25 protein-coding genes and 1 tRNA gene are annotated in these 24810 nt (G+C 60.8%); 13 read left to right on the top strand and 13 right to left on the bottom strand.

Features of this window, described 5'->3' with window-relative positions; all coding sequences use genetic code 11:
* Positions 1-185: 185 nt before the first annotated feature.
* Positions 186-262, top strand: a tRNA-Asp gene (locus AB5Y47_RS13120).
* Positions 263-409: 147 nt separating this feature from the next.
* On the top strand, positions 410-1246 hold the full coding sequence (gene tcdA / locus AB5Y47_RS13115; RefSeq protein ID WP_049636414.1) for a tRNA cyclic N6-threonylcarbamoyladenosine(37) synthase TcdA: 837 nt from the start codon (positions 410-412) through the stop codon (positions 1244-1246).
* A 21-nt stretch (positions 1247-1267) separates the two neighbouring features.
* Here tcdA and AB5Y47_RS13110 read toward each other — a convergent pair whose 3' ends face one another.
* Both AB5Y47_RS13110 and AB5Y47_RS13105 read right to left on the bottom strand, forming a co-directional pair.
* Positions 1268-1702, bottom strand: coding sequence for a SufE family protein (locus AB5Y47_RS13110; protein WP_049636415.1), 435 nt, complete (start codon positions 1700-1702; stop codon positions 1268-1270).
* A gap of 13 nt (positions 1703-1715) precedes the next feature.
* Positions 1716-2936 (bottom strand): aminotransferase class V-fold PLP-dependent enzyme, encoded by a 1221-nt coding sequence (locus AB5Y47_RS13105; protein ID WP_049636416.1) that lies wholly within the window; start codon positions 2934-2936, stop codon positions 1716-1718.
* 152 nt (positions 2937-3088) lie between these two features.
* On the opposite strand from AB5Y47_RS13105, the gene rep reads away from it, so the two are divergent.
* Positions 3089-5101 (top strand): DNA helicase Rep, encoded by a 2013-nt coding sequence (rep, locus tag AB5Y47_RS13100; protein ID WP_049636417.1) that lies wholly within the window; start codon positions 3089-3091, stop codon positions 5099-5101.
* Here the strand turns inward: rep and AB5Y47_RS13095 are convergent.
* From AB5Y47_RS13095 to AB5Y47_RS13075, 5 genes are all read right to left on the bottom strand, one after another.
* Positions 5088-7391, bottom strand: a complete 2304-nt coding sequence (locus AB5Y47_RS13095) for a bifunctional diguanylate cyclase/phosphodiesterase (RefSeq protein ID WP_201889115.1) — start codon at positions 7389-7391, stop codon at positions 5088-5090. The genes rep and AB5Y47_RS13095 overlap by 14 nt on opposite strands.
* A gap of 84 nt (positions 7392-7475) precedes the next feature.
* Positions 7476-7928: a cytochrome c5 family protein gene (locus AB5Y47_RS13090; RefSeq protein WP_039041132.1), complete on the bottom strand. Its 453-nt coding sequence runs from the start codon at positions 7926-7928 to the stop codon at positions 7476-7478.
* A 219-nt stretch (positions 7929-8147) separates the two neighbouring features.
* A complete protein-coding gene (gene tdh, locus AB5Y47_RS13085) occupies positions 8148-9173 on the bottom strand; it encodes an L-threonine 3-dehydrogenase (RefSeq protein ID WP_010672427.1) in 1026 nt (341 codons plus the stop codon).
* An 89-nt stretch (positions 9174-9262) separates the two neighbouring features.
* Positions 9263-10453, bottom strand: a complete 1191-nt coding sequence (locus AB5Y47_RS13080; RefSeq protein ID WP_049636419.1) for a glycine C-acetyltransferase — start codon at positions 10451-10453, stop codon at positions 9263-9265.
* Positions 10454-10636: 183 nt separating this feature from the next.
* A complete protein-coding gene (locus tag AB5Y47_RS13075; protein ID WP_010672429.1) occupies positions 10637-11281 on the bottom strand; it encodes a TetR/AcrR family transcriptional regulator in 645 nt (214 codons plus the stop codon).
* A gap of 154 nt (positions 11282-11435) precedes the next feature.
* Here AB5Y47_RS13075 and rfaD point away from each other — a divergent pair, with 154 nt between their 5' ends.
* From rfaD to AB5Y47_RS13050, 5 genes are read left to right on the top strand one after another with little or no spacing between them, the layout of a single operon-like run.
* Positions 11436-12395: an ADP-glyceromanno-heptose 6-epimerase gene (rfaD, locus tag AB5Y47_RS13070; protein ID WP_039041134.1), complete on the top strand. Its 960-nt coding sequence runs from the start codon at positions 11436-11438 to the stop codon at positions 12393-12395.
* Positions 12396-12444: 49 nt separating this feature from the next.
* Complete coding sequence (locus AB5Y47_RS13065) at positions 12445-14208, top strand: polysaccharide deacetylase family protein (RefSeq protein ID WP_277856421.1); 1764 nt, start codon at positions 12445-12447, stop codon at positions 14206-14208.
* Positions 14209-14230: 22 nt separating this feature from the next.
* On the top strand, positions 14231-15553 hold the full coding sequence (locus AB5Y47_RS13060; protein ID WP_233462708.1) for an O-antigen ligase: 1323 nt from the start codon (positions 14231-14233) through the stop codon (positions 15551-15553).
* Complete coding sequence (locus tag AB5Y47_RS13055; protein WP_042864640.1) at positions 15534-16265, top strand: glycosyltransferase family 25 protein; 732 nt, start codon at positions 15534-15536, stop codon at positions 16263-16265. Before AB5Y47_RS13060 ends, AB5Y47_RS13055 begins: the two co-directional genes overlap by 20 nt.
* A complete protein-coding gene (locus AB5Y47_RS13050; protein WP_119197083.1) occupies positions 16262-16957 on the top strand; it encodes a glycosyltransferase family 32 protein in 696 nt (231 codons plus the stop codon). The genes AB5Y47_RS13055 and AB5Y47_RS13050 overlap by 4 nt, the downstream gene beginning before the upstream one ends.
* A gap of 21 nt (positions 16958-16978) precedes the next feature.
* Here the strand turns inward: AB5Y47_RS13050 and AB5Y47_RS13045 are convergent, their stop codons facing one another.
* The 4 genes from AB5Y47_RS13045 to AB5Y47_RS13030 all read right to left on the bottom strand — a co-directional run bounded on the left by AB5Y47_RS13045 (position 16979) and on the right by AB5Y47_RS13030 (position 20323).
* A complete protein-coding gene (locus AB5Y47_RS13045; RefSeq protein ID WP_368220292.1) occupies positions 16979-18028 on the bottom strand; it encodes a glycosyltransferase family 9 protein in 1050 nt (349 codons plus the stop codon).
* Positions 18029-18243: 215 nt separating this feature from the next.
* Complete coding sequence (locus AB5Y47_RS13040) at positions 18244-19500, bottom strand: PTS ascorbate transporter subunit IIC (RefSeq protein WP_010635518.1); 1257 nt, start codon at positions 19498-19500, stop codon at positions 18244-18246.
* Between the two features lie 59 nt (positions 19501-19559).
* Positions 19560-19847 (bottom strand): PTS sugar transporter subunit IIB, encoded by a 288-nt coding sequence (locus AB5Y47_RS13035; protein WP_368220290.1) that lies wholly within the window; start codon positions 19845-19847, stop codon positions 19560-19562.
* Positions 19848-19879: 32 nt separating this feature from the next.
* On the bottom strand, positions 19880-20323 hold the full coding sequence (locus AB5Y47_RS13030; protein ID WP_104455056.1) for a PTS sugar transporter subunit IIA: 444 nt from the start codon (positions 20321-20323) through the stop codon (positions 19880-19882).
* A 252-nt stretch (positions 20324-20575) separates the two neighbouring features.
* Between AB5Y47_RS13030 and AB5Y47_RS13025 the strand changes: the two genes are divergently transcribed.
* The 3 genes from AB5Y47_RS13025 (at position 20576) to AB5Y47_RS13015 (ending at position 22493) form a co-directional block, all read left to right on the top strand.
* Positions 20576-21598, top strand: a complete 1023-nt coding sequence (locus tag AB5Y47_RS13025; RefSeq protein WP_069651471.1) for a LacI family DNA-binding transcriptional regulator — start codon at positions 20576-20578, stop codon at positions 21596-21598.
* A 265-nt stretch (positions 21599-21863) separates the two neighbouring features.
* The gene (locus AB5Y47_RS13020) at positions 21864-21986 is read left to right on the top strand and encodes a hypothetical protein (RefSeq protein WP_010672437.1); all 123 of its coding nucleotides are present in this window, start codon (positions 21864-21866) and stop codon (positions 21984-21986) included.
* A 168-nt stretch (positions 21987-22154) separates the two neighbouring features.
* Positions 22155-22493 carry a DUF2799 domain-containing protein gene (locus tag AB5Y47_RS13015; protein WP_010672438.1) on the top strand — a complete coding sequence of 113 codons (339 nt, stop codon included), beginning with the start codon at positions 22155-22157 and terminating at the stop codon, positions 22491-22493.
* Positions 22494-22550: 57 nt separating this feature from the next.
* Here AB5Y47_RS13015 and AB5Y47_RS13010 read toward each other — a convergent pair whose 3' ends face one another.
* Together AB5Y47_RS13010 and AB5Y47_RS13005 are read right to left on the bottom strand one after the other, a co-directional pair.
* A complete protein-coding gene (locus AB5Y47_RS13010; protein ID WP_010672439.1) occupies positions 22551-22721 on the bottom strand; it encodes a hypothetical protein in 171 nt (56 codons plus the stop codon).
* 56 nt (positions 22722-22777) lie between these two features.
* The gene (locus tag AB5Y47_RS13005) at positions 22778-23209 is read right to left on the bottom strand and encodes a flagellar basal body-associated FliL family protein (protein WP_368220289.1); all 432 of its coding nucleotides are present in this window, start codon (positions 23207-23209) and stop codon (positions 22778-22780) included.
* Positions 23210-23354: 145 nt separating this feature from the next.
* On the opposite strand from AB5Y47_RS13005, the gene AB5Y47_RS13000 reads away from it, so the two are divergent.
* The gene (locus AB5Y47_RS13000) at positions 23355-23906 is read left to right on the top strand and encodes a chorismate lyase (protein ID WP_201985752.1); all 552 of its coding nucleotides are present in this window, start codon (positions 23355-23357) and stop codon (positions 23904-23906) included.
* Positions 23903-24766, top strand: coding sequence for a 4-hydroxybenzoate octaprenyltransferase (gene ubiA, locus AB5Y47_RS12995; RefSeq protein ID WP_042864636.1), 864 nt, complete (start codon positions 23903-23905; stop codon positions 24764-24766). The genes AB5Y47_RS13000 and ubiA overlap by 4 nt, the downstream gene beginning before the upstream one ends.
* The last annotated feature ends 44 nt before the right edge of the window (positions 24767-24810 follow it).

Below are 24810 nucleotides of genomic sequence, written 5' to 3'. Positions count from 1 at the left end.
CTGACCCCATGCCGAACTCAGAAGTGAAACGCTGTAGCGCCGATGGTAGTGTGGCATTCGCCATGCGAGAGTAGGACACTGCCAGGCACCCAATTAAACGGTGATGTGAAGAATCACATGGCTGGCTGCGAGGATGACACCTCACAAACAAGCAGCAAAAGATTTAGCGAAAGCTAACCGAATGCGGAGCGGTAGTTCAGTCGGTTAGAATACCGGCCTGTCACGCCGGGGGTCGCGGGTTCGAGTCCCGTCCGCTCCGCCACTACTTAAAAAGCCCAGTCTAACGACTGGGCTTTTTTTCGTTTCCGATACCGCACTCCTTTTCCCTCTCATCAACACCGCTATCATCCGATCATCGCCCCTGAGAGAGGTTGCCGCTATAATGGCCGCCCTCAAGCAAGGTGGTGGTATGAAAGCAGAGTATCTACAGCGATTCGGGGGCATTGCCCGTCTTTATGGCCAGCGTGCCCTTGGCTCTTTCAGCCAGGCGAAAGTCTGCGTGGTCGGGATCGGTGGCGTCGGCTCCTGGGCGGCCGAGGCGCTGGCTCGGGCCGGCATCAACCAGATCACCCTGATCGACATGGATGATATCTGCATCACCAACACCAATCGCCAGATCCATGCCATGCAGGGCACCGTCGGCCGTCTCAAGACGGAGGTGATGGCCGAGCGTATCCGTGCCATCAACCCGGATTGCGAGGTGATCGAGGTGGATGACTTCGTCACCGCCGACAACCTGGGCGAGCATATCAAGCGGGAGTTTGACTATGTGGTGGATGCCATCGACTCGGTCAAGGCCAAGGTGGCGCTGATTGCCTTCTGCAAGCGCAACAAGATCCCGGTGATCGTGGCGGGCGGTGCCGGCGGGCAGATGGACCCGACCCAGATCACCGTGGCCGACCTGGCCAAGACCATTCAGGATCCGCTGGCCGCCAAGGTGCGCTCCGACCTGCGCCGACTGCACAACTTCAGCAAGAATCCGGCGCGCAAATTCGGGGTGGAGTGTGTCTTCTCAACCGAGCAGCTGAGTTATCCGGATGGCAATGGCGGCACCTGCCAGGCCAAGGCGGCCAGCGACGGCAATATGAAGATGGATTGCGCCTCCGGCTTCGGTGCCGTGACGCCGGTGACGGCCACCTTTGGCTTGGTCGCGGCTTCCCGGGTATTGAAGAAGATTGCAGAGCGGGGAGCCCGTGCCGAGAAAGAGGCCGGGAATGAAGACACAGGGTCGATTGGCGCAGCCTGATCGACCACTGGACAAGGCTGGTTAGACGGCCAGCCCCCGGATTGCCAACACGATAGCTCTGAGCCCGTTGCCCCGCGACGGGCTCAAGTGTTTCTCCAGCCCCAGTTCGGTGAAATAGTCCTCCATGTCGAAGGAGTGGATCGTCGCTGCGGGTTGGTGGTTGAGTGCGGCCAGCACGATGACAATCAGACCGCGCACGATGCGGGCATCGGAATCGCAAGCAAAGTGCCAGTTACCATCCTCACCTTTCTCCCCTTTCAACCAAGCCTGGCTCTCACACCCCTTGAGGCGAAATGCCTCCTGCTGCCATTCGCCGGGCAGTGCAGGCAGCAGTTTGCCGAGCTGTATGATGAGGCGGTACTGGTTCTCCCAGCCGTTCGCCGCCGCAAACTGCTGGCGGATGGTATCGGCATCGGGCTCAAGGCCGATCCGGGTATAGGTTGCGAGGCTGTTCATTGGATTGTCTGCCTTAGAAGAAGTCACTGAGTTTGTGCAGGGCGGCCAGCAGGGCGTCCACATCGTCCCGATTGTTGTAGCAGGCCAGCGAGGCACGCATCGTGCCGCCGATACCGAGCGATTCCATCAGCGGCATGGCGCAGTGATGGCCGACCCGCAGGGCTATGCCCTGCATGTCGAGCAGGGTGGCGGCGTCCTGCGGGTGGATATCCTCCAGCAGGAAGGAGACGGCGCCGGCGCGCTGACCGGGTTCGCCGACCAGACGCAGCCCTGGCACCTGTTGCAGTCCGGCAATCAGATAGTCGGTCAGCGCTGCTTCATGGCTGGCCAGTGAGTCCCTGTCCTGCTCCATCACAAAGCCGATGGCTGCGGCCAGGCCGATGGCGCCGGCAATATGAGGAGTACCAGCTTCAAACTTGAAGGGCAGGGTGTTGAAGGTAGTGCCGCTGAAGCTGACCTTGTCTATCATCTCGCCGCCGGCCTGCCAGGGGGGCATCCGCTCCAATAGCTCAGTGCGGCCCCACAGCACGCCGATGCCGGTCGGGCCATAGAGCTTGTGGCCGGAGAAGGCGTAGAAGTCGCAGCCGATGGCCTGCACATCTACCTCTAAGTGAGCCACTGCCTGGGCACCGTCGATGAGGGTCAGGGCACCGACTGCCTTGGCCGCTGCCACCATCTCTTTGACTGGATTGACGGTGCCAAGGGCATTGGAGACGTGAGCCACGCTCACCAGTCGGGTACGTGGTCCCAGCAGGGCCAGATAGGCAGCGATGTCGAGATCGCCCCGCTCATCGAGGGGGATGACCCGGACGACGGCACCGGTACGCTGGGCGACCAGCTGCCAGGGGACGATATTGGCGTGATGCTCCAGGGTGCTGAGCACGATTTCATCCCCCGCCCTCAGCTCGCTCATCCCCCAGCTCTGGGCCACCAGATTGATCGCCTCCGTGGTGCCACGGGTCCATATCACTTCGTGGCTGCGAGGGGCATTGATAAAGCGGGCAACCGTCTCGCGGGCATCTTCGAAGGCGCGTGTGGCCCGGCCGCTCAGGGCATGGGCGGCGCGGTGCACGTTGGCATTGTCGGCCCGATAGTAGTGATTGATCGCATCCAGCACGGCTTGCGGTTTCTGGGTGGTGGCGGCGTTGTCCAGATAGACCAGAGGGTGGCCGTTGACCTCTTGCGCCAACGCCGGAAACTGGCCGCGCAGCCGGGCGTGCTGTTGCTGATTCATGCTCCCCTCATCTCGTCTGGAAAAGTCGGTCATGATCCGGAAAATGGCGGGCAAACACAAGATGAAGTGGCGGGATCCCGTGCCCGGTTTCGGCTGCCTGCGGGATCTCTGCTACAATGCCGCCCCTCATCATAAGCCAAGAGATCCGGCCCATGAAGCTCAACCCCAATCAGAATGAAGCGGTCAAGTATGTCTCCGGCCCTTGCCTGGTGCTGGCGGGTGCCGGATCGGGCAAGACCCGCGTCATCACCAACAAGATTGCCTATCTGGTACAGCAGTGCGGCTACAACGCACGCAACATAGCGGCGGTCACCTTTACCAACAAGGCGGCTCGGGAGATGAAGGAGCGGGTCGGTCAGACCCTGGGTCGCAAGGAGGCGCGGGGGCTGATGGTCTCCACCTTCCACACTCTGGGGCTTGAGATCATCCGCCGCGAGCACAAGAGCCTGAACCTCAAGGCGAACTTCTCCCTGTTTGATGACACCGATCAGCTTGCGCTGCTGAAGGAGCTGACCGAGGCGGAGCTCGACAACGACAAGGACAAGCTCTCGGCCCTCATCAGCCAGATCTCCAACTGGAAGAACGACCTCATCCTGCCTGCCCGGGCCATGCGCATCGCCCGCGGGCCGGAAGAGGTGCTGATGGCCCAGCTCTACGAGCGTTACCACCGCCAGATGGTGGCCTACAACGCGCTGGATTTCGACGACCTCATCGTGATGCCGACCCTGCTGCTCAAGAGCAATCAGGAGGTGCGCGAGCGCTGGCAGAACAAGATCCGCTATCTGCTGGTCGACGAATACCAGGACACCAACACCAGCCAGTACGAGCTGGTGAAGCAGATCGTCGGCGAGCGGGCCCGCTTCACCGTGGTGGGGGACGACGACCAGTCCATCTACTCCTGGCGCGGGGCCAAGCCGCAGAACCTGGTGCTGCTGAACGAAGATTTCCCCAATCTGCGGCTCATCAAGCTGGAGCAGAACTACCGCTCCAAGCGGCGTATCCTCAAGTGCGCCAACATCCTGATTGCCAACAACCCCCACGTCTACGACAAGGCGCTCTTCTCCGAGCTGGACGAGGGGGTGAAGCTCAAGGTGCTGTTTGCCAAGAGCGAGGAGCACGAGGCGGAGCGTATCGCCGCCGAGCTGATGGGCCACAAGTTCATGAACCGCACCCGGTTCAAGGATTACGCGATCCTCTATCGGGGCAACCATCAGTCGCGCATTTTCGAGAAGGCGCTGATGACCAACCGCATTCCCTACCGTATCTCGGGTGGCACATCGTTTTTCTCCCGCACCGAGATCAAGGACATCATGGCCTACCTCAAGCTGCTGGTGAACCCGGACGAGGACACCGCCTTCCTGCGGGTGGTCAACCTGCCGCGCCGCGAGATAGGCCCCACCACCCTCGAAAAACTGGGCCAGTACGCCAACCAGCGTGGCAAGAGCCTGTTTGCCGCCAGTTTCGAGCTGGGGCTGGAGCAACACCTCTCCGGACGCGGTCTATCCGCCCTGCAGGCCTTCACCAACTGGCTGGTGAGGCTTGGCGATCAGGCGCTGCGCGGCAATCCGGTGGAGGCGGTACGGGACATGATCAAGGAGATCCACTACGAGGAGTGGCTCTATGAGACCTCCCCCAGTCCGAAGGCGGCGGAGATGCGGATGCAAAACGTCTCCACCCTTTATCGCTGGATCAGCGAGATGCTGGAAGGGGATGAGCTGGAGGAGTCGATGACGCTGGCTCAGGTGGTGACTCGCCTCACCCTGCGGGACATGATGGAGCGTAACGAAGGGGAGGATGAGGCGGATCAGGTGCAGCTGATGACATTGCACGCCTCCAAGGGGCTGGAGTTTCCCTATGTCTACATGGTGGGTATGGAGGAGGGGCTGCTGCCGCACCAGACCAGCATCGACGAGGACAACGTGGAGGAGGAGCGGCGCCTCGCTTATGTGGGGATCACCCGGGCCCAGACCGAGCTGACCTTTACTCTCTGCAAGGAGCGCCGCCAGTTTGGCGAGTCGGTGCGGCCGGAGCCGAGCCGCTTCCTGCTGGAGCTGCCCCAGGATGACCTGGAGTGGGAAAACCAGAAGAAGGTGACGGCCGAGGAGCGCCAGCAGAAGGGGCAGGTTGGTGTCGCCAACCTGCGGGCCCTGTTCAAGAAGGATTGAGGTCGGAAGGCTTGGTCTCTCGAGAAGCCTGACCCAGCAGGGGGGGAATATCGGCTCCCGGCAGCGGGGGCGAGATGTGGCGCCCCTGCCCGAGGGCGCAGCCAAGCTCGATGAGCTTTTGCAACTGCTGCTGATTTTCGATCCCCTCGACCACCAGGGTGAAGTCGAGGTCCTGGCAGATGTCCCGCATGGCGCGGATAAGCGCCAGATCCTTGGGTGAGTTCAACATGCGATGGGTGAAGCTATCGTCCACCTTGATGTAATCCACCGGGAAGTGAAACAGGGCGTTGAGGGAAGAGAAGCCGGTGCCGAAGTCATCCAGGCTGACCTGGATCCCTTTCGCCCTCAGTTCATGCAGGGCAGTGAGGGAGTCGGCACTCTGCCGGGAGAGCTCGCGTTCGTTGAACTCAAAGATGAAACATGCGGGGATGACACCCTCCTCCTCCATGATGGTGAGCAGTTGCATGATCTGCTCGTGGCTGGCCAGGTGCTTGCCGGAGAGGTTGATGGCTATCCTGAAACGACCGACCCCGGAGGCGGGTTGCCAAAGCTTCAGTTGCTGGCAGGTGCGCTTGAGGATCTGGCGGTCCAGATCCTGAATGAGGCCGCACTGTTCCGCCAGAGGAATGAAGTCGAATGCATCCTTGAGCTCCCCTTCCTCCGTTATCCAGCGCGCCATCACCTCCAGTCCGACCAGGCGGCTGTCACACAGCCTGATCACCGGCTGGAAGTAGGGCACAATCCGCCCTTCCCGCAAGGCTCTGAAGAGCCGCTCTTCCGGTGACCCCGCCTGTTCGGTACAGGCCTCCGAATACATGACGATGCGGCTGCGGCCGTTACGCTTGGCCTGGTACATGGCGAGGTCTGCCTGGTGCAGCAGTTCACTGACATCGGCCGTTTGCTCCGTCACGCTGGCGACCCCCAGACTGACGGTGATGGTCAGTTCGTTGCCCTGGAGCCGGAACGGATGGCCGATACGGCCAATCAGGCGATTGAGCACGGGGCTGATGTCCTCTTCCCGCTGGCTGTTGTCCAGATAGATGACGAATTCGTCCCCTCCGAGCCTCGCCACCATGTCATTTTGCCGGATGCAGCCTTGCAGCCTGCTGCCCAGCTCCTGCAGCAACTGATCGCCAGCACTGTGGCCCAGGGCGTCATTGACCTGCTTGAAGTGATCCACATCGACGAAAATCAGGGTGAAGCCGGCTGTCTGGTAACGGCGGTAGCGGGTCATGGCATGATGCAGGTGATTCATCAGCAGCGCCCGGTTTGGCAACTGGGTCAGCGGGTCGTGCAAGGCATTGAACTGGAGCCGCCGCTCCAGCTCCTGATGATGCTTGAGCCGTTTCTGCAACCTCAAGTTGGTTTGGCGCAGCTGTTGGAGTCGCTGGTTGATGGACTCCTCCGAGTTGAGCTCATCGAGTTGCTGTCGCACCCTTTTGAGCTCCAGCAACAGGGTCAGCTGATGGCGCAGGAAATCGAGGAACAGCCTGTCATCGGTTTCCAGAGGCCGGGTCATGTTGAGGATGAGGTGGGCAAAGTATTGCTGCTGCTGGCGCAGGGGCATGCTGTACCAGTAAAGCCCCTCTTCATGGCGCTCTACGCTGTTGGTGCTGTGGCACATGGCCCGAATGATGTCATCGTCGTATGTCAGGTGTGGTGGATAGAGTCGCTCCAGTCGCTGGTTTTCCAGCCGGATCAGCAACATGTCGCTGACCGAGAGCATCTGGCGCAACACAGCTTCCAACTGGGCAAACAGGGCATGCTGAGGCAGGTTGTGAGCCAGGCGCATCACTCGGCCGATCTTCTCGATTTTCTCCTGCCACTGGGGATCCCGCTGCATGAGAGGGGAGGCCTGCCCCGCCAGCTGGGTACCGGTCTGGGTTTCGTGCAGGCGTTTGGCCAGGCACTCCAGCAGCAGCCTCAGGGTGGGTGCCTGCTCCGGGGTGCTGCGTGCCAGCAACCACTGCACGTCGATATGCTCCACAGGCTGCACGCACCAGCCCTGACCTTCATCGAGCCGGGTGAGCTGTTCGGTGAGGCGAGGTTCTTCCCGTCCCAATTGTTGCTTGAACACGTCGGGAAGCTGATAGGTGTAGCGCCAGTTCAGCCCCCCGTCGGCCAGCCCCAGCATGGCGAAATGTTGCAGAGGGCAGAGTGTGTCCAGCAGACCGACCAGTCGGGAGTAATCCTCGGGGGAGGCAATGCCGGGGGCGGGAAAATCCATGATGGAGGAGACGACCGCCAGCAAGGAGTGCGAGTCTGGCGGTGTGGTGGGCTGAACTGACATGCAACACTCCCGAAAAAACTTACCTTCAAGCGTAGTCGGAAGTGATGGGATTGAAAGGGCTGCAAGAGGAGCCCTTTCAATTACTTAGAGCTTGTCGATCATGTAATGAATGGCGTTCTCGATCTCTTCGTCACTGCAGGTGGCGCAGGTCCCTCGCGGTGGCATCATGCCAGCCTTGCCGGTGAAGCCTTCGATGGCGTGTTTGCGCAAGGTGTCGAAGCCCTGGGCGATGCGTGGCTCCCAGGCGGCCTTGTCACCTCGCTTGGGGGCGCCGGCGGCACCGGTATCGTGGCAGGCGAAGCAGGCACCCTTGAACACGGTCTCGCCGTCACGGGGGCCGGAGGAGGCTGCCGCAGGCGCGGCCGCCGCGGTCGCAATGCCTTCCAGATCCTTGGCGGTATAAACCTGGCCAACCGGGGCAATACGCTCGGCGATGGCCTCTGTCGACATGTCATCGGCGGCAAGGACGGCGCCGGACAGAGTGGCGGCCGCCATCCCGGCAGCCAGCAAATAGCTCAGTTTTTTCAACACGCTCATGTACTCCCAGCAGGCTCTTATTATCCCCAGAAAACGACGGGATTATAACCGAATAGTTACAGCCATTTAAACGCTTGTGTGTGAAGTGTTAAGCAATCTGCAAACAAAGTGGTAGAGCGGGAAGGGGTGATCCCACATAAAAAAACCCGGCATGCGCCGGGTTTCGTGAGGCTGAACAAAATAGGGCGCGCTGATTGCCCAGGCGCCCCTCGCGTGTCCTCAATCCCAGTTCAGGATCACCTTGCCGGACTTGCCGGAGCCCATGGCTTCGAAGCCCTGCTGGAAGTCATCGATATGGAAATGGTGGGTGATGATGGGGCTGAGATCCAGGCCAGACTGGATGAGGCTTGCCATCTTGTACCAGGTTTCGAACATTTCGCGGCCGTAGATCCCCTTGATGAAGAGTCCCTTGAAGATCACCTTGCCCCAGTCGATGGCCATGGTGGAGGGAGGAATGCCGAGCATGGCGATTTTGCCGCCGTGGTTCATCTTGTCGATCATGTCCTGGAAGGCGCTGGGCACCCCGGACATCTCCAGCCCCACATCGAACCCTTCGGTCATGCCGAGATCTTCCATGACATCGGAGAGCTTCTCCTTGGCTACGTTGACGGCACGGGTGGCGCCCATCTTGCGGGCCAGTTCCAGCCGGTATTCGTTGACGTCGGTGATCACCACGTGACGGGCGCCAACGTGACGGCAGACGGCAGCGGCCATGATGCCGATGGGGCCTGCGCCGGTGATGAGCACGTCTTCACCCACCAGATCGAAGGAGAGGGCGGTGTGCACGGCGTTGCCGAACGGATCGAAGATGGCGGCCAGCTCATCGGGGATGTTGTCCGGCAGCTTGAAGGCGTTGAAGGCCGGGATCACCAGGTATTCGGCGAAGGAACCCGGGCGGTTCACACCCACACCAATGGTGTTGCGGCACAGGTGGGTGCGACCGGCACGGCAGTTGCGGCAGTGGCCGCAGGTGATGTGGCCTTCGCCGGAGACGCGATCGCCGATGGCGAAGCCGCGCACTTCCTGGCCGACGGCGACCACCTCTCCCACATACTCGTGCCCCACCACCATGGGGACGGGAATGGTCTTCTGGGCCCACTCGTCCCAGTTGTAGATGTGCATGTCGGTGCCGCAGATGGCGGTCTTGCGGATCTTGATGAGCAGATCGTTGTGGCCGAGCTCGGGAGCCGGGACATCAGTCATCCAGATGCCGACTTCGGATTTGAGTTTGGAGAGTGCTTTCATGACAGATTCCTCACGGCGCCATGCCGGGTACAGAGGGTAATAAAATGGGGCCCAACCTTGGCCCCCGTTTTAATCAGCCAGCCATGTGATCAAATCACACCGAGCTCGCGACCGATGCGAATGAAGGCATCGATCGCCTTGTCCAGTTGCTCCCGGGTATGGGCGGCGGACATCTGGGTCCGGATGCGCGCCTGACCCTTGGGTACCACGGGGAAGGAGAAGCCCACCACGTAGATACCGGCGTCCAGCATGCGGCTCGCCATCTCGGCGGCCAGTTTGGCATCCCCCAGCATGACCGGAATGATGGCGTGATCGGCACCGGCCAGGGTAAAGCCGGCGGCGCTCATGCGCTCGCGGAAGTAGGCACTGTTCTCCTTGAGGCGGGCACGCAGGTCGTGACCCTCGGCCAGCATGTCGATCACCTTGATGGTGGCCGAGACGATGGAGGGTGCCAGGGAGTTGGAGAAGAGGTAGGGACGGGAGCGCTGACGCAACCAGTCGATCACCTCTTTCTTGCCGGATGTGTAGCCACCGGACGCGCCACCCAGCGCCTTGCCCAGGGTACCGGTGATGATGTCGACCCGTTCCATCACCTCGCAGTATTCGTGGGTGCCGCGGCCGTTCTCACCGATGAAGCCGACGGCGTGGGAGTCATCCACCATCACCAGCGCATCGTACTTGTCGGCCAGATCGCAGATGGATTTGAGGTCGGCGATGACGCCATCCATGGAGAAGACACCGTCGGTGGCGATCAGCTTGAAGCGGGCGCCGTCGGCATCGGCCTGCTTGAGCTGGGCTTCCAGTTCGGCCATGTCGTTGTTGGCGTAGCGATAGCGCCTGGCCTTGCACAACCGCACCCCATCGATGATGGAGGCATGGTTGAGGGCGTCGGAGATGATGGCGTCTTCGGCACCGAACAGAGTCTCGAACAGACCGCCGTTGGCGTCGAAGCAGGAGGAGTAGAGGATGCTGTCTTCGGTGCCGAGGAAGGCGGACAGCTTCTGCTCCAGCGCCTTGTGCTGGTCCTGGGTACCGCAGATGAAGCGCACGGAGGCCATGCCGAAGCCGTGGCTCTCGAGCCCCTGATGGGCGGCGGCAATCAGGTCGGGGTGGTTGGCCAACCCCAGGTAGTTGTTGGCACAGAAGTTCAGTACCTGCTCGCCGCCCACCGCAATCTGGGCCTGCTGGGCCGAGGTGATGATGCGCTCCTGCTTGTATAGCCCTTCCGCCTTGACCTGTTCGAGCTGTTCGGTCAGGTGACGATAGAATCCGTTAGACATCCTCGGTCCTCATTGCTGTATCGACTGTGTTATCAGGATCCCGGGCCGTGCAACCCGCACGGTTCGGCGTCGTCACGGTCGCGACGAAACGCCGACAGACCCTAGAATGGGCAACATTTTACTGTAATCCCTGCGTATAAATTCAAATTTTTATGCTGATAATCAACAATTGTGAAACAGATCTCACCCGGCTGGTTGGGCCAGTTGGTGATAATGTTGCTCCAGTTGATGTATCTGGGGGGCCACCTGTGGCTGCACGTAGGGGCGCAGCAAAAACAGCACCCGCAAGACCCCCTGGTAGAGCAGGGGTTTGGTGATGCGGGTGGCCGGGGCCTGGGCGATCTGGAACGGGATCCAGCAGGTGACGACCATCTTGATGGTCTGGCCGAGATCCGGCAGGTCTTCATCGCTGACGGCGATGATGCCGCCTTCGCGCAGGCTTCTGAGCAGCGTCTCCACGGTGGCACGGAGCTGCTCCTGTGCCTTGAGGTATTTCTGCTGCAGCAGCTCGTCGCGACTCAGGATGTCCGGCAGGTTCGCGTAGAAGAAGCGGAACTGCCACATCAAATAGAAGATGGCATCCAGGTAGCCCATCAGATCCTCCAGCCGGATCTCGCTGCTGCGGATCGGAGTGAAGCTGTCGCTCAGGTGGCGGGCGTACTGATCGAAGATGGAGTGGATGATGTCTTCTTTGTTTCTGAAGTGGTAGTAAAGGTTGCCCGGGCTGATGCCAAGGTGTGCGGCAATGTGGTTGGTGGTGATGTTGCGCTCGCCCTGATCGTTGAACAGCTCGGTGGCGCTGTGGATGATCCTGTCTCTGGTCTTCATCGCTGGTCCCTCTGCCGGGCCCGAAGGGGAAAAGTCATCGAGGTCGAATCCCCTTGCGGCCCGTGATAAACTTTTCGGCAATTTCAAATTGGCCCACTATACACAGCTTTAACAGGCAGTCACACGGGGCCACAACGTACGCGAGGCAAACTCCATGATCGTAGTAACTGGCGGTGCTGGCTTTATCGGCAGCAATCTGGTCAAGCAGCTGAACGCTCAAGGACGGACCGATATCGTGGTCATCGATGACCTGACCGACGGCACCAAGTTCGTCAACCTGGTCGACCTCACCATCGCCGATTACATGGACAAGGACGAGTTCCAGGCGCGGATCGTCTCCGGTGACGAGTTCGAGGAGTGGGATGACGGCATCGAGGTGATCTTCCACGAAGGCGCCTGCTCCGCGACCACCGAGTGGAACGGCAAGTTCATCATGGAGGTCAACTACGAGTACTCCAAGGATCTGTTCCACTACTGCATCGAGCGGGAAATCCCCTTCATCTACGCCTCTTCCGCCGCGACCTATGGCGGGCGCAACGACAACTTCATCGAAGATCCCCGGTTCGAGCAGCCCCTCAACGTCTACGGCTACTCCAAGCAGCTGTTCGATCAGTACGTGCGTCGCTGGATGCCGGAGATCAACTCCCAGGTGGTGGGTCTCAAGTACTTCAACGTCTATGGTCCCCGCGAGCAGCACAAGGGCTCCATGGCGTCCGTGGCCTTCCACCTCAATACCCAGGTGAAGCAGGGTGACAATCCCAAGCTGTTCGAGGGCTGTGACGGCTTCCCGGATGGCGGCCAGATGCGCGACTTCATCTACGTGGACGACGTCTGCAAGGTGAACCTCTGGTTCTGGCAGAATCCGCAGCACTCCGGCATCTTCAACTGCGGCACCGGCCGGGCTGAGCCGTTCCAGAACGTGGCGGAAGCCGTGATCAGGCATCACCAGAAAGGCGCCATCGAATACATTCCCTTCCCGGATCACCTCAAGGGTCGCTACCAGAGCTTCACCCAGGCGGATCTCACCAAGTTGCGCGGCGTCGGCTATGACGGCGAGTTCAAGACTGTGGCCGAAGGCGTGGCCGATTACATGGCCTGGTTGAACCGGGCTTGATCCCCCTCTGGCGGGTGGCTCTGGCCACCCGTCGATCGGATGCGCTTGCATGAACATATTGATGGCTCTCTCCCAGCTCGAAGTGACGGGCGCGGAGGTCTATGCCACCACGGTCGGCAACGAGCTGACCCGCCGTGGCCACCAGGTTTTCTACGTCTCTGACACCCTGACCAAACCGACTCTGGGACCGGTCTTTCGGTTGCGCTTCAACAAGCGCAGCATCCTGCGCCGCTTCTGGCACGTCTTCTATCTCATCTATCTGATCCGCAAGCACAGGATCCAGCTTGTACACGCCCATTCGCGCGCCTCGGGCTGGAGCAGCTACGTCGCCTGCAAGCTGACCGGCACCCCTATGATCACCACGGTGCACGGGCGCCAGCCGGTACACGCCTCCCGCAAGGCATTCCATGCGCTGGGCTATCGGGCGGTGGCAGTGTGCGAGGATATCGCCAGCCAGATCATCGACAACCTGGGGGTGGACCCGGCCATGGTGCAGGTGCTGCGCAACGGCATCGAGACCGACAAGTTCCAGCCCGTGCCGATACCGGACAACGACAAGCCGGTGATCGCCATCATTGGTCGGCTGAGCGGTCCCAAGGGGGAGCTCTGCTACCGGTTGCTGGACGAGGTGCTGGATCTGGAAGCCTGCCGGGTGCGCATCGTCAGCGGCACCCAGGTGCCGGCGCGTTTTGCCCGTTTTCAGGACAAGGTCGACTTCGTCGGTTATGTGGACGATGTGCCCGCCCTGATGGCGGGCTGCGATCTGGTGATCGGTGCCGGTCGGGTGGCGATGGAGGCGCTGCTGTGCGGTCGTCCGGCGTTTGCCATCGGCGAAGCCAGGGCCATCGGTCTGGTGACGGAGCAGAATCTGGACGAGGCGCTTGCCAGCAACTTCGGCGACATCGGCCCCAGGGATCTGGCCATCGACTTTGCCGGGCTGAAGGCGCAGATCCCTTCGGCGCTGGCCTCCAAGGTGGTGCCAGACCCAGTGCGCCAGCGGATCCTGCAAGAGTATGACTTGCAAGGCGTCGTGACCGGGCTGGAATCCGTCTATCAGGATGCCGTGGTCGAGACTCTGCGCCGGGAGATGCCGGTCATCATGTATCACCGCTTCATCGAGCACGAGAGCGAAAAGGGAGTGCATGGCACCTGGCTCCCGGTCGCCATGTTCGAGAAGCACCTCAAGCTGATGAAGTGGCTGGGCTACGAGACGCTGACATTTGCCGACCTGGCGGAGAACGGGTTCATCCACCGGCTGCAATACGGAAAGAAGTACCTGATGATCACCGTGGACGACGGCTATCGGGACAACCTCACCCGCATGCTGCCGCTGCTGGAAAAGTATGGCTACAAGGCGGTGGTCTATGTGGTGACCGGTGAGGATCACAATCGCTGGGATGTGGAGCACCCGACCCACCCCGATACCCCGGTGACCCTGATGACCCCGGAGGAGATCAAGGCGCTGGTGGCCTCCGGTCATGTGGAGATCGGGGGCCATACCCTGACTCACCCCCGCCTGAGCACGCTCCCCCCAGAGGAGCAGGCCCACCAGATCCAGGCCAACAAGGCCTGGCTGGAGCAGTTGCTCGGCCATCCCCTGATCTCGTTTGCCTATCCTTACGGGGATCTGAACGACAGTGCAAAATCCCAGGCCGTTGCCGCCGGTTATCGCTATGCTGTGGCCACCAACAGCGGCCCCAGAGCCATGCACCGGGATCCGTTCCAGATCCGCCGGATCGCCATCTTCCCCCGCACAGACATGTTCGGTCTGTGGCGCAAGATCCGTGGCAACTATGTCTTCCGAAAAACCTGACAGGGAATACACCTTGCTCCGTATGACAGATCATGACTCATCGACGAGTGACTATTTTCTCCGCATCTTTCACGGCCAGGCGTTCGGCAACTTCATCTTCCTGAATATTCTGGGTTACACCCTGTTCAAGGATTCGATTCAGCTGATCGCCGACGTCTGCCAGACCATCATAGTGTTGGCCACCCTGATGGCCTTCTATGTGGAGAGGGCCTTCTTTACAAGGAACAGGATCTTTCAACTGCTCTGTCTGGCCCTGGTGGTACAGAGCCTGAGCTGGGTCGCATCCAGACAGTTCGTGCCCGACTATGCCCTCAAATACCCTTCTGTGAAGTCGATGGCATACCTCTTCTTCTTCCTTGGTCTCGCCTACTGGCTGAAGGGGGACCCGCGCCGCATCGTCATCACCCTACTGACCTTCTGCCTCGGTGTCATTTTCACCTTTGCCTATCACTCCTCCTTCTTCTCCATCGTCGAGACAGGTCTTGATGGGGCCAGGGTTGATTTCAATTACCGCAATGCCCAGCACGGCTCCCTGATCGCGGGTGCCTGCTTCCTGTTTTTTGTGCTCTTGTTGCTTACATCGAAATTCAGGAAGCGGGCGCTGGGCAATGCCGGGATTCTGCTTGGTATCCTGTTGTTCGGGGTCTTCTCCGTCATTCTGCAGTCCCGTCAGTCCTGGCTGGCGATCTCGGCTTCGCTGGCCATCCTCCCCTTGCTGGGGGGAGGAGAGCATTGGCCAAGGCGCAAGGTGGTGTTGACCTACGCCATCTTGCTGATGACCATGCTGGCGCTGTATCAGGTTTCGTTCATCCGGGAGCGGTTGCTGGCCGGCTTCGTGCATCAGGGGGATGTGCATGCCATCCTGACGGGTAACTGGAACGAGGTACGGGACTTCAGCATCGGGGTGCGATTGAAGACCTGGCTGGAAGCCATCCAGTGGTTCCTGGCTCACCCCTTCTTCGGGACAGGCTATGGCAGCCAGTCGTTGGTGATCACCCTCTCCAAGACGCTGCCTGACTACATTACCCGGGAGTTTCGTCACCTGCACAACTCCAACATGGAAACACTGGTGTGCTGGGGGGTAGCCGGTTTCCTGGTGTTGTATGGCACACTTTTCTCGGTGCTCCGCCAGGTGCTGTGCTGTCCGGTTTCGTCCCGTTTCATCAAGATGCTGGCCATCTCCTTCATCCTCTATTGGCTCATCATCAACAACTTCGAATCATTCTTCTACATGCGTTCCGGGCAGTGGGTATTCAGCGTCTTCATGGGCGCCATCTACTCGACCGCATTGCATTGGGAACTGAACAGGCTTGGAAAGGAAGGTCATGAAAATTTACGTCATTAGTCTGGACAGGGCCGTCGAGCGGCGCAGTCGTGTCGAGTCTGTGCTCTCTGCCAGAGGCATCCCCTTCGAATTTTTCAGCGCAGTGAACGGTTTTGAGGGGCTGCCCGAGCGGCTGCAGGCCCTGCCGGATGATCAGCACAGGATCCGGTTTCGCAGCAGACCGCTGACGCCCGGGGAAAAGGGGTGCTATGCCAGCCACTATCTGCTGTGGGAGAAGTGTGTCGAACTCGACGAGCCCATCCTCATCCTGGAAGACGATTTCCTGCCCACCCAGTATTTTGAAGAGGTGGTGGGTACCCTGCCGAAGATCCATGAACAGTACGAGTACGTGAAGGTGGAACCCCAGATCGGTACCGCCACGGCCCTGACTACAGTGGACAACATGCAGCTCATGTTCTGGCACAACAACTCGTGCTGGACCACGGGATACAGCATCTCTCCCCAAGGGGCCCGCCGGTTGCTGGCCCACAGCCAGCGGTGGCTCTGTTCGGTCGACAACTTCATCGGTGAGTCCTATCGCACCGGGCTCATCTGTACCGGCCTGATTCCCTATGCCATCTACAGTCCGCGGGACATGGGCAGCGACATCCAGAATCAGGTCGTGCTGAAGAAAGTTCCGCTGGGATTCAAGTTGACCCGTGAACTCTATCGCTTCTACCGCTTCGTCAGGATGGCCCTGTGGAACATGAAACAGGCGGGGGGCAAGGCATGAGTGCGACCAACAGAACCATTCACGCCATCTGGCTCGGCAGCCGCTTGCCTCCTCTGGCGCACGTGTGTATCGATGACTGGCGCAAGCAGGGTTACGACTACAAGCTCTGGCTGGACACGGATCCGCAGGTCAAACGCTGGATACAGGAGTGCACCTTTGCCCGGGAGTGCTACCGGCGAGGCCTGCTGGCCTTCGTGACCGATTACCTGCGGCTCAAGATCCTCGCTCAGGAAGGGGGTCTGTATCTGGATACCGATGTTACCATCAACCAGGATCCCTTCCCGCTCTTCGAGTCCGTGGCCTTTGGCGTTGGCTACGAATCCGATCGGCTGATCGGCACCGCGGTCATCTACGCCAGACAAGATTCGGCCATGCTGTCCGAACTGGTGCGCTTCTATGAACAGGAGATCATGTCCTCTCCCATGTACATGGGGCCGGAGATAATGACACACCTGGTCTCGGAGAAGCTGGCATCATCAGGGGATACCGCCCTGATCGCCCCCGAGCACTATTTCTACAACTACCAGGGGGAGGCGATTCATTTCGAGCCGGCGGCAGAGCGCTACATGACCCACTGGTTCCAGCACAGCTGGAAACGCTCATCCGGTCTTGTGTTCCTGCGTGCCAAGGCCAAAGGCTGGTCAGGGTATCTCTATGAATGGCAGAAGGAGTTCTTCCGCCTGCGCAAATGACGGCGATATGGCATCACCGTGCTAGACAGTGGGCAGGGGAGCCATGTCTCCATCTGCCTGCTTGCCGGTGACGGGTGTGACTTGACTCCAGAGCTGATCCAGCTGCATCTGTACCTCGCGCACTTCCTGCTGCGGATCCTGACGACCCGTGTCGACGAAGCGGTAACGGGGATGAGAGACGGGATTGGCAATGGCGGAGTGTCCGAGGGGAGAGACGATGGTGAGCAGAGGGATATCCAGCGCCTGCGCCATGTGCCGCGGTCCGGTGTCATTGCCGACGAAGAGCTGGCAATGGGCGAAGAGCCCCACCAGCTCCCGTACCGAGCGGGTCTGAACATGGTCAAACACGCTGGCCTGCAACGCCTCTGGCAGCAGCGGCTTCAGCCCCCGGTTGTACTCCTCTTCCCCCGGTCCGCAATAGACCAGGATCTGGGCATTGTGCTCCTCGATGAGCCACTGGGCGACCTTGGCGAAGCAGTCGATGGGCCAGCGCTTGTAATGCCCGAGTGAGTTGACTCCCATGGCGATGAGTGGCCGGGTCGGGTCGACGCCAGCGGCCAGCAGGGTCTCGCGCCCCAGTTGTCTCTCCCCGTCGCTGAGCCAGAGATAGTAGTTGCGATCCTCCCTGGCGAGGCCGAGGGGCTTGAGCAGTGAAAACCGGTCGTCCACCAGGGTGCTGTTGCCCTGATGCTCGGTGTCATGGCGAAAGCGCACGATGCGGTTGTGGCCCAGGCGCCATGGGAAGGAGTCGAAGCCGATCCGCAGGCGGGCGCCGGAGATGAGGCAGGTGAGCAGACCTATCATCTGGCCCTGGCTGTTGATCACCACATCGTAGCGCTCGCGGCGAATGCCCAGCAGCAAATCCTTCATGTAGCGCCACTCGTTGCGGCGCGCCTTCTCGATGACGATCAATCGATCGATGTTGGGGTTTCCCTCTGCCATGCCCGCGCAGTAATCCATGACCAGATAGTGAACTTCCCCGGCAGGGTCGTGCTGCTTGAGGTTGTTGCACAGTGCGGTGGAGATCAGCACATCTCCTATCTGTTTGGTTTGTACTACCAGGTATTTCATGGAAAGGGCCTCGAGCGAGGTCGGGTTGAACGTCAGCGCATCAGCATATCGCACTCCCCTGTCAGATGCTGCCGCTATGGGGTGAAAATCCGATCCAACGCACTGTGTTTGCACATATTTTCGACGTTGTTCGGGCTGGTGGGGCCCGGCTGGCAGTGCGGGAAGATGAGCGGGGGCATGGCACCGCTGGCCATGCCCCCGATGGGCAAGAGTGATCAGCGTACGATGAGGCCGAGCAGGATCCCCACCACACCGAAGTCGGCATCGCTGAAGGTGGTGTTGGCAAAGCCGAGATCCCCCAGTACCGGCAGCAGGAACACCGGCAGGAAGGTGATCAGCAGGCCGTTGGCGAAGGCACCGAGTAGAGCGCCGCGACGGCCGCCGGTGGCATTGCCGAACACCCCGGCCGCCGCGCCGACGAAGAAGTGCGGCACGACGCCTGGAATGATGACGGTGAGCCCCAGCAGGTAGAGCAGCACCATGCCCACCAGACCGGCGGCGAAGCTCGACAGGAAGCCGATCAGCACCGCATTGGGGGCATAGGGGAAGACGATGGGGCAGTCGAGCGCCGGCTTGGCGTTGGGCACCAGCTTGTCGGAGATCCCCTTGAAGGCCGGCACGATTTCGGCGATGACCATCCGCACCCCCTGCAGGATCACGTAGACACCGGCGGCGAAGGTGATGGACTGCATCAGGGAGAACATGAACCAGTGCTTGCCCTTGGCGACTTCCGATACGTAATCCGCACCGGCAAACAGGGAGGTGATAAGGAAGATGATGCCCATGGTGAAGGAGATGGCCACCGGGGTATCGCGCAGGAACAGCAGGCTCTTGGGCACCTGCACCTCTTCGCTGCTGTGGGCCTTGTTGCCGAACTTGGCGCCGATCCAGCCGGCCAGTACGTAGGAGCAGGTGGAGAAGTGGCCGAGCGCCACGTCATCGGAGCCGGTGATCTGCTTCATGTAGGGGTGAGCGAGGGCCGGGAACAGCACCATGGTCACACCGACCACCAGGCTGCCCACCGCGATCAGCGGTATGCCGCTCATGCCGCCAGCGGAGAGGATGGCCGCCACCATCATCGACATAAAGAGAGTGTGGTGGCCGGTCAGGAAGATGAATTTCCACGGGGTGAGGCGGGCGATCAGGATGTTCACCAGCATGGCGAAGAACATGATCATCGCCATCTCCTTGCCGAATGACTGCTGGGCGATGGAGACGATGGCCTCGTTGTTGGGGACGACCCCCTTGATGCCGAAGGCGTGCTGGAAGATGGTGGCGAAGTCGCCCAGCGAGTTCACCACCAGGGTGGCGCCGGCTCCCAGGATGACGAAGCCCATGATGGTCTTGACCGTGCCCTTGATGCACTCGGTCACCGGTTTCTTCTGGGCGATCAGGCCGATGAGGGCGATGAGGCCAACCAGCACGGCCGGCTCCGACAGCACGTCAAACATCAGAAAATTGAAAAATTCCATGGTCAGCTCCAAGCAGATGGAAGCGGCGGCTCACCGGCCGCCCAGACAGTTGAAAGGGGTTAGAGTGCGCCCAGCTCGCGCAGGGTGATGGCGAGTTTTTCTTTCATGGCGGCCTTGTCGACCATGTTGTCCAGCGAGACCAGCCGGCCGTTGACGCCCATGCTGACCAGCTGTTCGGCGATGTCGCGGGTGGCGACAAAGATCTCGGCGCGCTCGCTGCCGGCGGAGGCGAGATCCCGGTGATCCACCTCGGCCGTCACGGCCAGCTCCTTGAGAATGCTCTTGATGCTCATCTCCATCATCAGGCTGGTGCCCAGGCCGTGTCCGCATACAACCAGAATCTTCATGTTCTCTTCCTCTGTCGGGCGCAGGGCGCCACTCAATAACGCGCCAGGATGCGCAGGATGTCGTCTTTGCTGGTGGCCGTCATGATGGCCGCCACGTCTTCTTCATTCATGAACAGTTCGGCCAGCTGGGCGATGGTCTCCACGTGGGAGTTGCTGTCGCTGGCGGCCAGGGTGACCAGCAGCCGGACCGGGTCGTTGCCCTCGGAGCCGAAGTTGACCCCCTCTTTCAGTACGGTCAGCGCCAGTCCCAACCGGTTGACGCCGTCTTCCGGGCGGGCGTGGGGCATGGCCAGGCCCGGGCCCAGCACGTAGTAGGGGCCGAGCTCCTCGTGGGAGCGATAGAGCGCCGCCACATAGGAGGGCTCTATGGTGCCGTTGGCAAGCAGGGGGGCGGTGGCCAGCTCGATGGCGTGGCGCCAGTCGCGGGCGCCCGCTTCGATGGAAATGACCTCCTCGGTCAGCAATTGGGTCAGCATGGCAATGTCCGGGCTGGATAGGATGGCGCCAATCTAGCGATCTTGCCCCTTGATAACTGTGAGCTTGATCCCGAAAGTTAGCGCTACCAGATAGCGCTAACATTGATCTGTGATAGCGCTATCATTTCTCTCACAGGAGGGATTCATCCTGCCCCTTATCGGCCTCAAAGAAGGTAAAATCCGGTTTGATAAAATAGTCAGTGCCCCGCTTTTGCCTTAAAGTGAATGCCCGCATGCCGAGGAAGGGAAAGGATGTCAGAAGCGAAAAAACGCCGCAGCACGGGTCGGGTGACCCTCAACGACGTGGCCCAGTTGGCTGGCGTGGGAGCCATGACGGTGTCGCGCGCCCTGCGCACCCCCGAGCTGGTATCCGACAAGATGCGCGAGCGCATCGAGGCGGCGGTGGATGAACTCGGCTATATCCCCAATCGGGCGGCGGGGGCGCTGGCGTCCGCCACTTCCCAGACCATAGTGGTCATCGTCCCCAGCCTGGCGGAGCGCGCCTGCGGTGACATGATTGCCGGGCTGCAGCAGACCCTGCTCGCCGAGGGCTATCAGATCATGCTGGGGGATGCCCAGCACCTGAGGCAGCAGGAGGCCAGCCTGCTCAGCAATTTCCTGCAGCACAATCCGGCCGCCGTGGTGTTGTTTGGGGGGGATCCCGGGGAGGTCATCCGGCAGCGCCTGCAGGCGGCTCGCTTGCCGGTGGTGGAGGTGGGAGCCATGGCGCGCCATCCCATCGACATGAACGTCGGGGTCTCCAACTTCGATGCCGGTTATCAGCTGACCCGCCACCTCATCGAGCGCGGTCATCGCAACATCGGCTTTCTCTGTGCCCGCCAGGAGCAGTGGATGCTGCAGCAGCGCATGCAGGGCTGGCAGAAGGCGCTGCTGGACAACTACCTCTCCCCGGACGCCATCATCAATACCTCTGAGCTGCCGAGTTTTAGCACGGGGGCGGCCATGCTGGGGGAGTTTCTGCTGCGCTGGCCCGAACTGGATGCGCTGATCTGCGTCAACGACGAGCTGGCGGCCGGGGTGCTGTTCGAATGCCAGCGCCGCCATCTGAGCGTGCCGGGCAAGCTCGCCATCGCCGGTTTCGACGATCTGGATGTGGCGCGCGCCTGTCATCCTGCGCTGACTTCGGTCAGGATCCCCTATCACCAGATGGGCAGGGAGGCGGCGGAGCTGATCCTGCGCCAACTGGCGGGCGAGGAGGTGGCCGGCATGAGCCTCGCCCTGGATTTTCAATTGCAAAAGCGCCAGAGCACCTGACGAGCGATGCCACGACAGGGCGAGGCAAGCATGTTCAAGGCGTTGTGACCGAAGGCCAGGTCGGTGCACCGTCGCCCTGCGCGGGCACTGCCAGCCGACGTGTTCGCCCGGTCTGTCACCGGGTTGGAGCAGAGCGTGGATGCCACCGGAGCCATGACTCCAGGTGGCTGGCTGCACCCTGGTCAAGCTCTGAGCGGAACCACTGGCGAGCACCATTATTCTGGATAGACTTTGTAGGCCGGTGCACTATCCAAGGAGAATGAGCATGGGTACGCAGACGCCTGATTTCGATCTCGATGATGACTGGGAGCCGGAATCCTGGGAAGACGAGCTGGAGGAGCTGGATGACGAGAGCTGGCAGGACTATGACCCTCTCGACGATCAGTGACTCCCTGTAACGCCTGAGGGCGGGCCTGGTGCCCGCCCGATTTTTTGTGTGGCGAGGGGGGCAGCCCTTGGTGAGAACGGGGCGGGCTGGTTAGAATGAACTGCTCAAATGACGCTGTACGAGGCAGGCAGCGGCTCAACAACGATTCCAACGACGCCAAGGATGAATATGCGCTCACTCGTCATCATGTTTTGTGCCGCCCTGCTCGGGGGCTGTGTTTCCAACTCCGACGACCCTTGCGAGAAGGTGTGGAGCGACGTGGGAGAGGCGGACGGCAAGCTCGGTTTTGCTGGCGATCGGGTGGCTTTTCACCAGACCCAGTGCGGGGAAAAAGTGGACGTTGCCCTTTGGGAGCTGGGTCGCCAGAAGGGGCTGGCCTGGTATTGCCGACCCGAGCATCTCTATCTGGCAGGACGGTCGGGAGAGGAGTATCGCGGCGTCTGTCCCAACGACGTGCAGGCCCGTCGCCTGTTTGAACAGGGTCGCCATGGCTGGACTGATCAATAAATCAGCCTTCCTCTCTCTTCTGAAATATTGCGTGAACCTCTTCGTGAGAAGAGGGACCTACCCTTCTTTATGCTTCAGCCGCAGCGGCTGGCACAGGTAATCCTTGTCATTGGCGCTGCGGGCACACTTGCCACACACGAATTTGGGTTTGCGCACAATCTTGCGCAGCGTCTTGAGATCGGCGGGGATCTCGTGACGGCGCCACTCACACAGCGTCTTGTGACCCATGACGTCCTCGACAGTGAATGCAACGGGTGAGAGGGGCAGGACCCCTCCCGGTGTGGTTACTGGTACAGGTATTTGGTGAAGATGAGCTCGCGGACCGCCTTCTTGCCCGTCTCCTTGACCAGCAGTTCGTTGACCTTGGCCTCACACTCCTTGCGCAGCTCTTCCCGGTTCACCAGGGACTTGATCTGTGCGCCCGTCTTGCTGCCAATCAGCCGGATGATGGCGTCGCGGATCAGGGGGTCGTGCTGCTCCAGCAACTTGAGGTCGGCAGCGTCCGTGGCCATCAGCTCTACCGTCACCCGTACATAGCCGAGGGTTTTGCCGTCGCCAAGGTAGTTGGTGATGATGTCCGGATCCAGAGCGTGATAGGCGAATCCCGGCTGGACGGCGGAGGAGGCGGGATCGGTGGCCTCTTCCTCATTGGCGAAGGACTGTGTATTCAAGAGGGTACACCCCAGGGACAGCAGCAGAATTCTGAAGATCTTCATCTGGATGGCTCGGCAGCGACGGATGCCCCATTTTTGATGCTGCCATCGGGGCCGTCAAGCACGGATGTTCTTACAATTCGCCATTGATTTACGGATAATAAACCGGTTTTTAACCTGACAACGGAAATCTCCGGATGGTGAAGCTGTGAAGTCCGAGTTGACTGTTCCCCTCGTCCAGCTCGTCCCGTGGCGGGCGCCTGCAGAGTGCGAACCGCCCGAGGCGCTGCGTCCCTGGTTGCTGGAGGCCGATTCCATGACCCGGCGCCTGCGTCGTTACAATCATCATCTCTCGGTGCAACTGCTCGGCAATCGCGCCGTGTCGCTGACGGTGGACGAGCAGGCGCTGGTGGCGGTGTCGGCCCCCGCGGGCATGTGCCGTGAGGTGATCCTGCACGGTGATGGCGGGCCTGCCATCCTGGGTTGGACCCTGTTTGCCGAAGCGGCCTTGCAGGGGGGCGGTTTGCAGGATCTGGGAGAGCAGCCGCTGGGAGAGCGCATTTTCGGTGATGCACCGGCGCGGCGGGATCACCTGCAACTGGCCTGTTTCGAGATAGCGAGCAATCCCTGGTGTCCGGCCGCCACCGTCTGGGGGCGTCGTTCCCGCCTGTTTCTGGGGCAATGGCCACTGCTGGTCCATGAACTTTTCCTGCCCTCGCTATCGTCTCATTCGTTGCCATCGGATAAGGAGCTGGAGTGAAGCTGTTAACCAAGGAGCGGGGACTGGCCTATGCGCAGTTGGCCCGCATCGACAAGCCCATCGGTACCCTGCTGCTGCTGTGGCCGACCCTGTGGGCGCTCTGTCTGGCGGCTGGTGGCCTGCCTGACCCCTGGATCCTGACCGTGTTCGTGGTGGGCGTCTTCCTGATGCGCTCCGCCGGCTGTGTCATCAATGACTATGCGGATCGCAACTTCGACGGTCATGTGAAACGCACCGCTGGACGACCGCTGCCCATGGGGCGGGTCGCCGAGCGGGAAGTGCTGGTGCTGTTCGCCGTGCTGGCGCTTCTCTCGTTCGCCCTGGTGCTGACGTTGAACCCGCTCACCATCAGCCTGTCCTTTGCCGGCCTGCTGCTGGCGGTCTGCTACCCCTTCATGAAGCGCTTCATCCCCATCCCCCAGCTGGTGCTCGGCATGGCCTTCTCCTGGTCCATTCCCATGGCCTATGCGGCCCAGGCCAATGCCCTGCCACCGGAAGCCTGGCTGTTGTTTCTTGCCAACCTGCTGTGGACCATCGCCTATGACACCGAGTACGCCATGGTGGACAGGGATGACGACCTCAAGCTCGGCCTGAAATCGAGCGCCATCCTGTTCGGCCGTCACGACAAGCGGATCATCGGCGCGCTGCAACTGGCGACCCTGCTGATCCTGCTGGGGATCGGGCAGCTGATGGGGCTGGGATCCGGTTATTACTGGGGACTGCTGGGGGCGGCGGCGCTGTTCGTCTACCAGCAGCGACTGATCCGGGAGCGGCAGCGGGAAGCCTGCTTCCAGGCCTTCCTCAACAACAACTACGTGGGGGCGCTGGTGCTGCTCGGGGTGATGGTTCACTACCTCTAACCCGCCCCCCTTCCTGGATGAAAAAAGGCCGCATGATGCGGCCT

The sequence above is a fragment of the Aeromonas sp. R7-2 genome, assembly GCF_040908105.1.
Lineage (GTDB): Bacteria > Pseudomonadota > Gammaproteobacteria > Enterobacterales > Aeromonadaceae > Aeromonas > Aeromonas caviae.
This window is presented reverse-complemented; position numbering and strand designations above follow the sequence as displayed.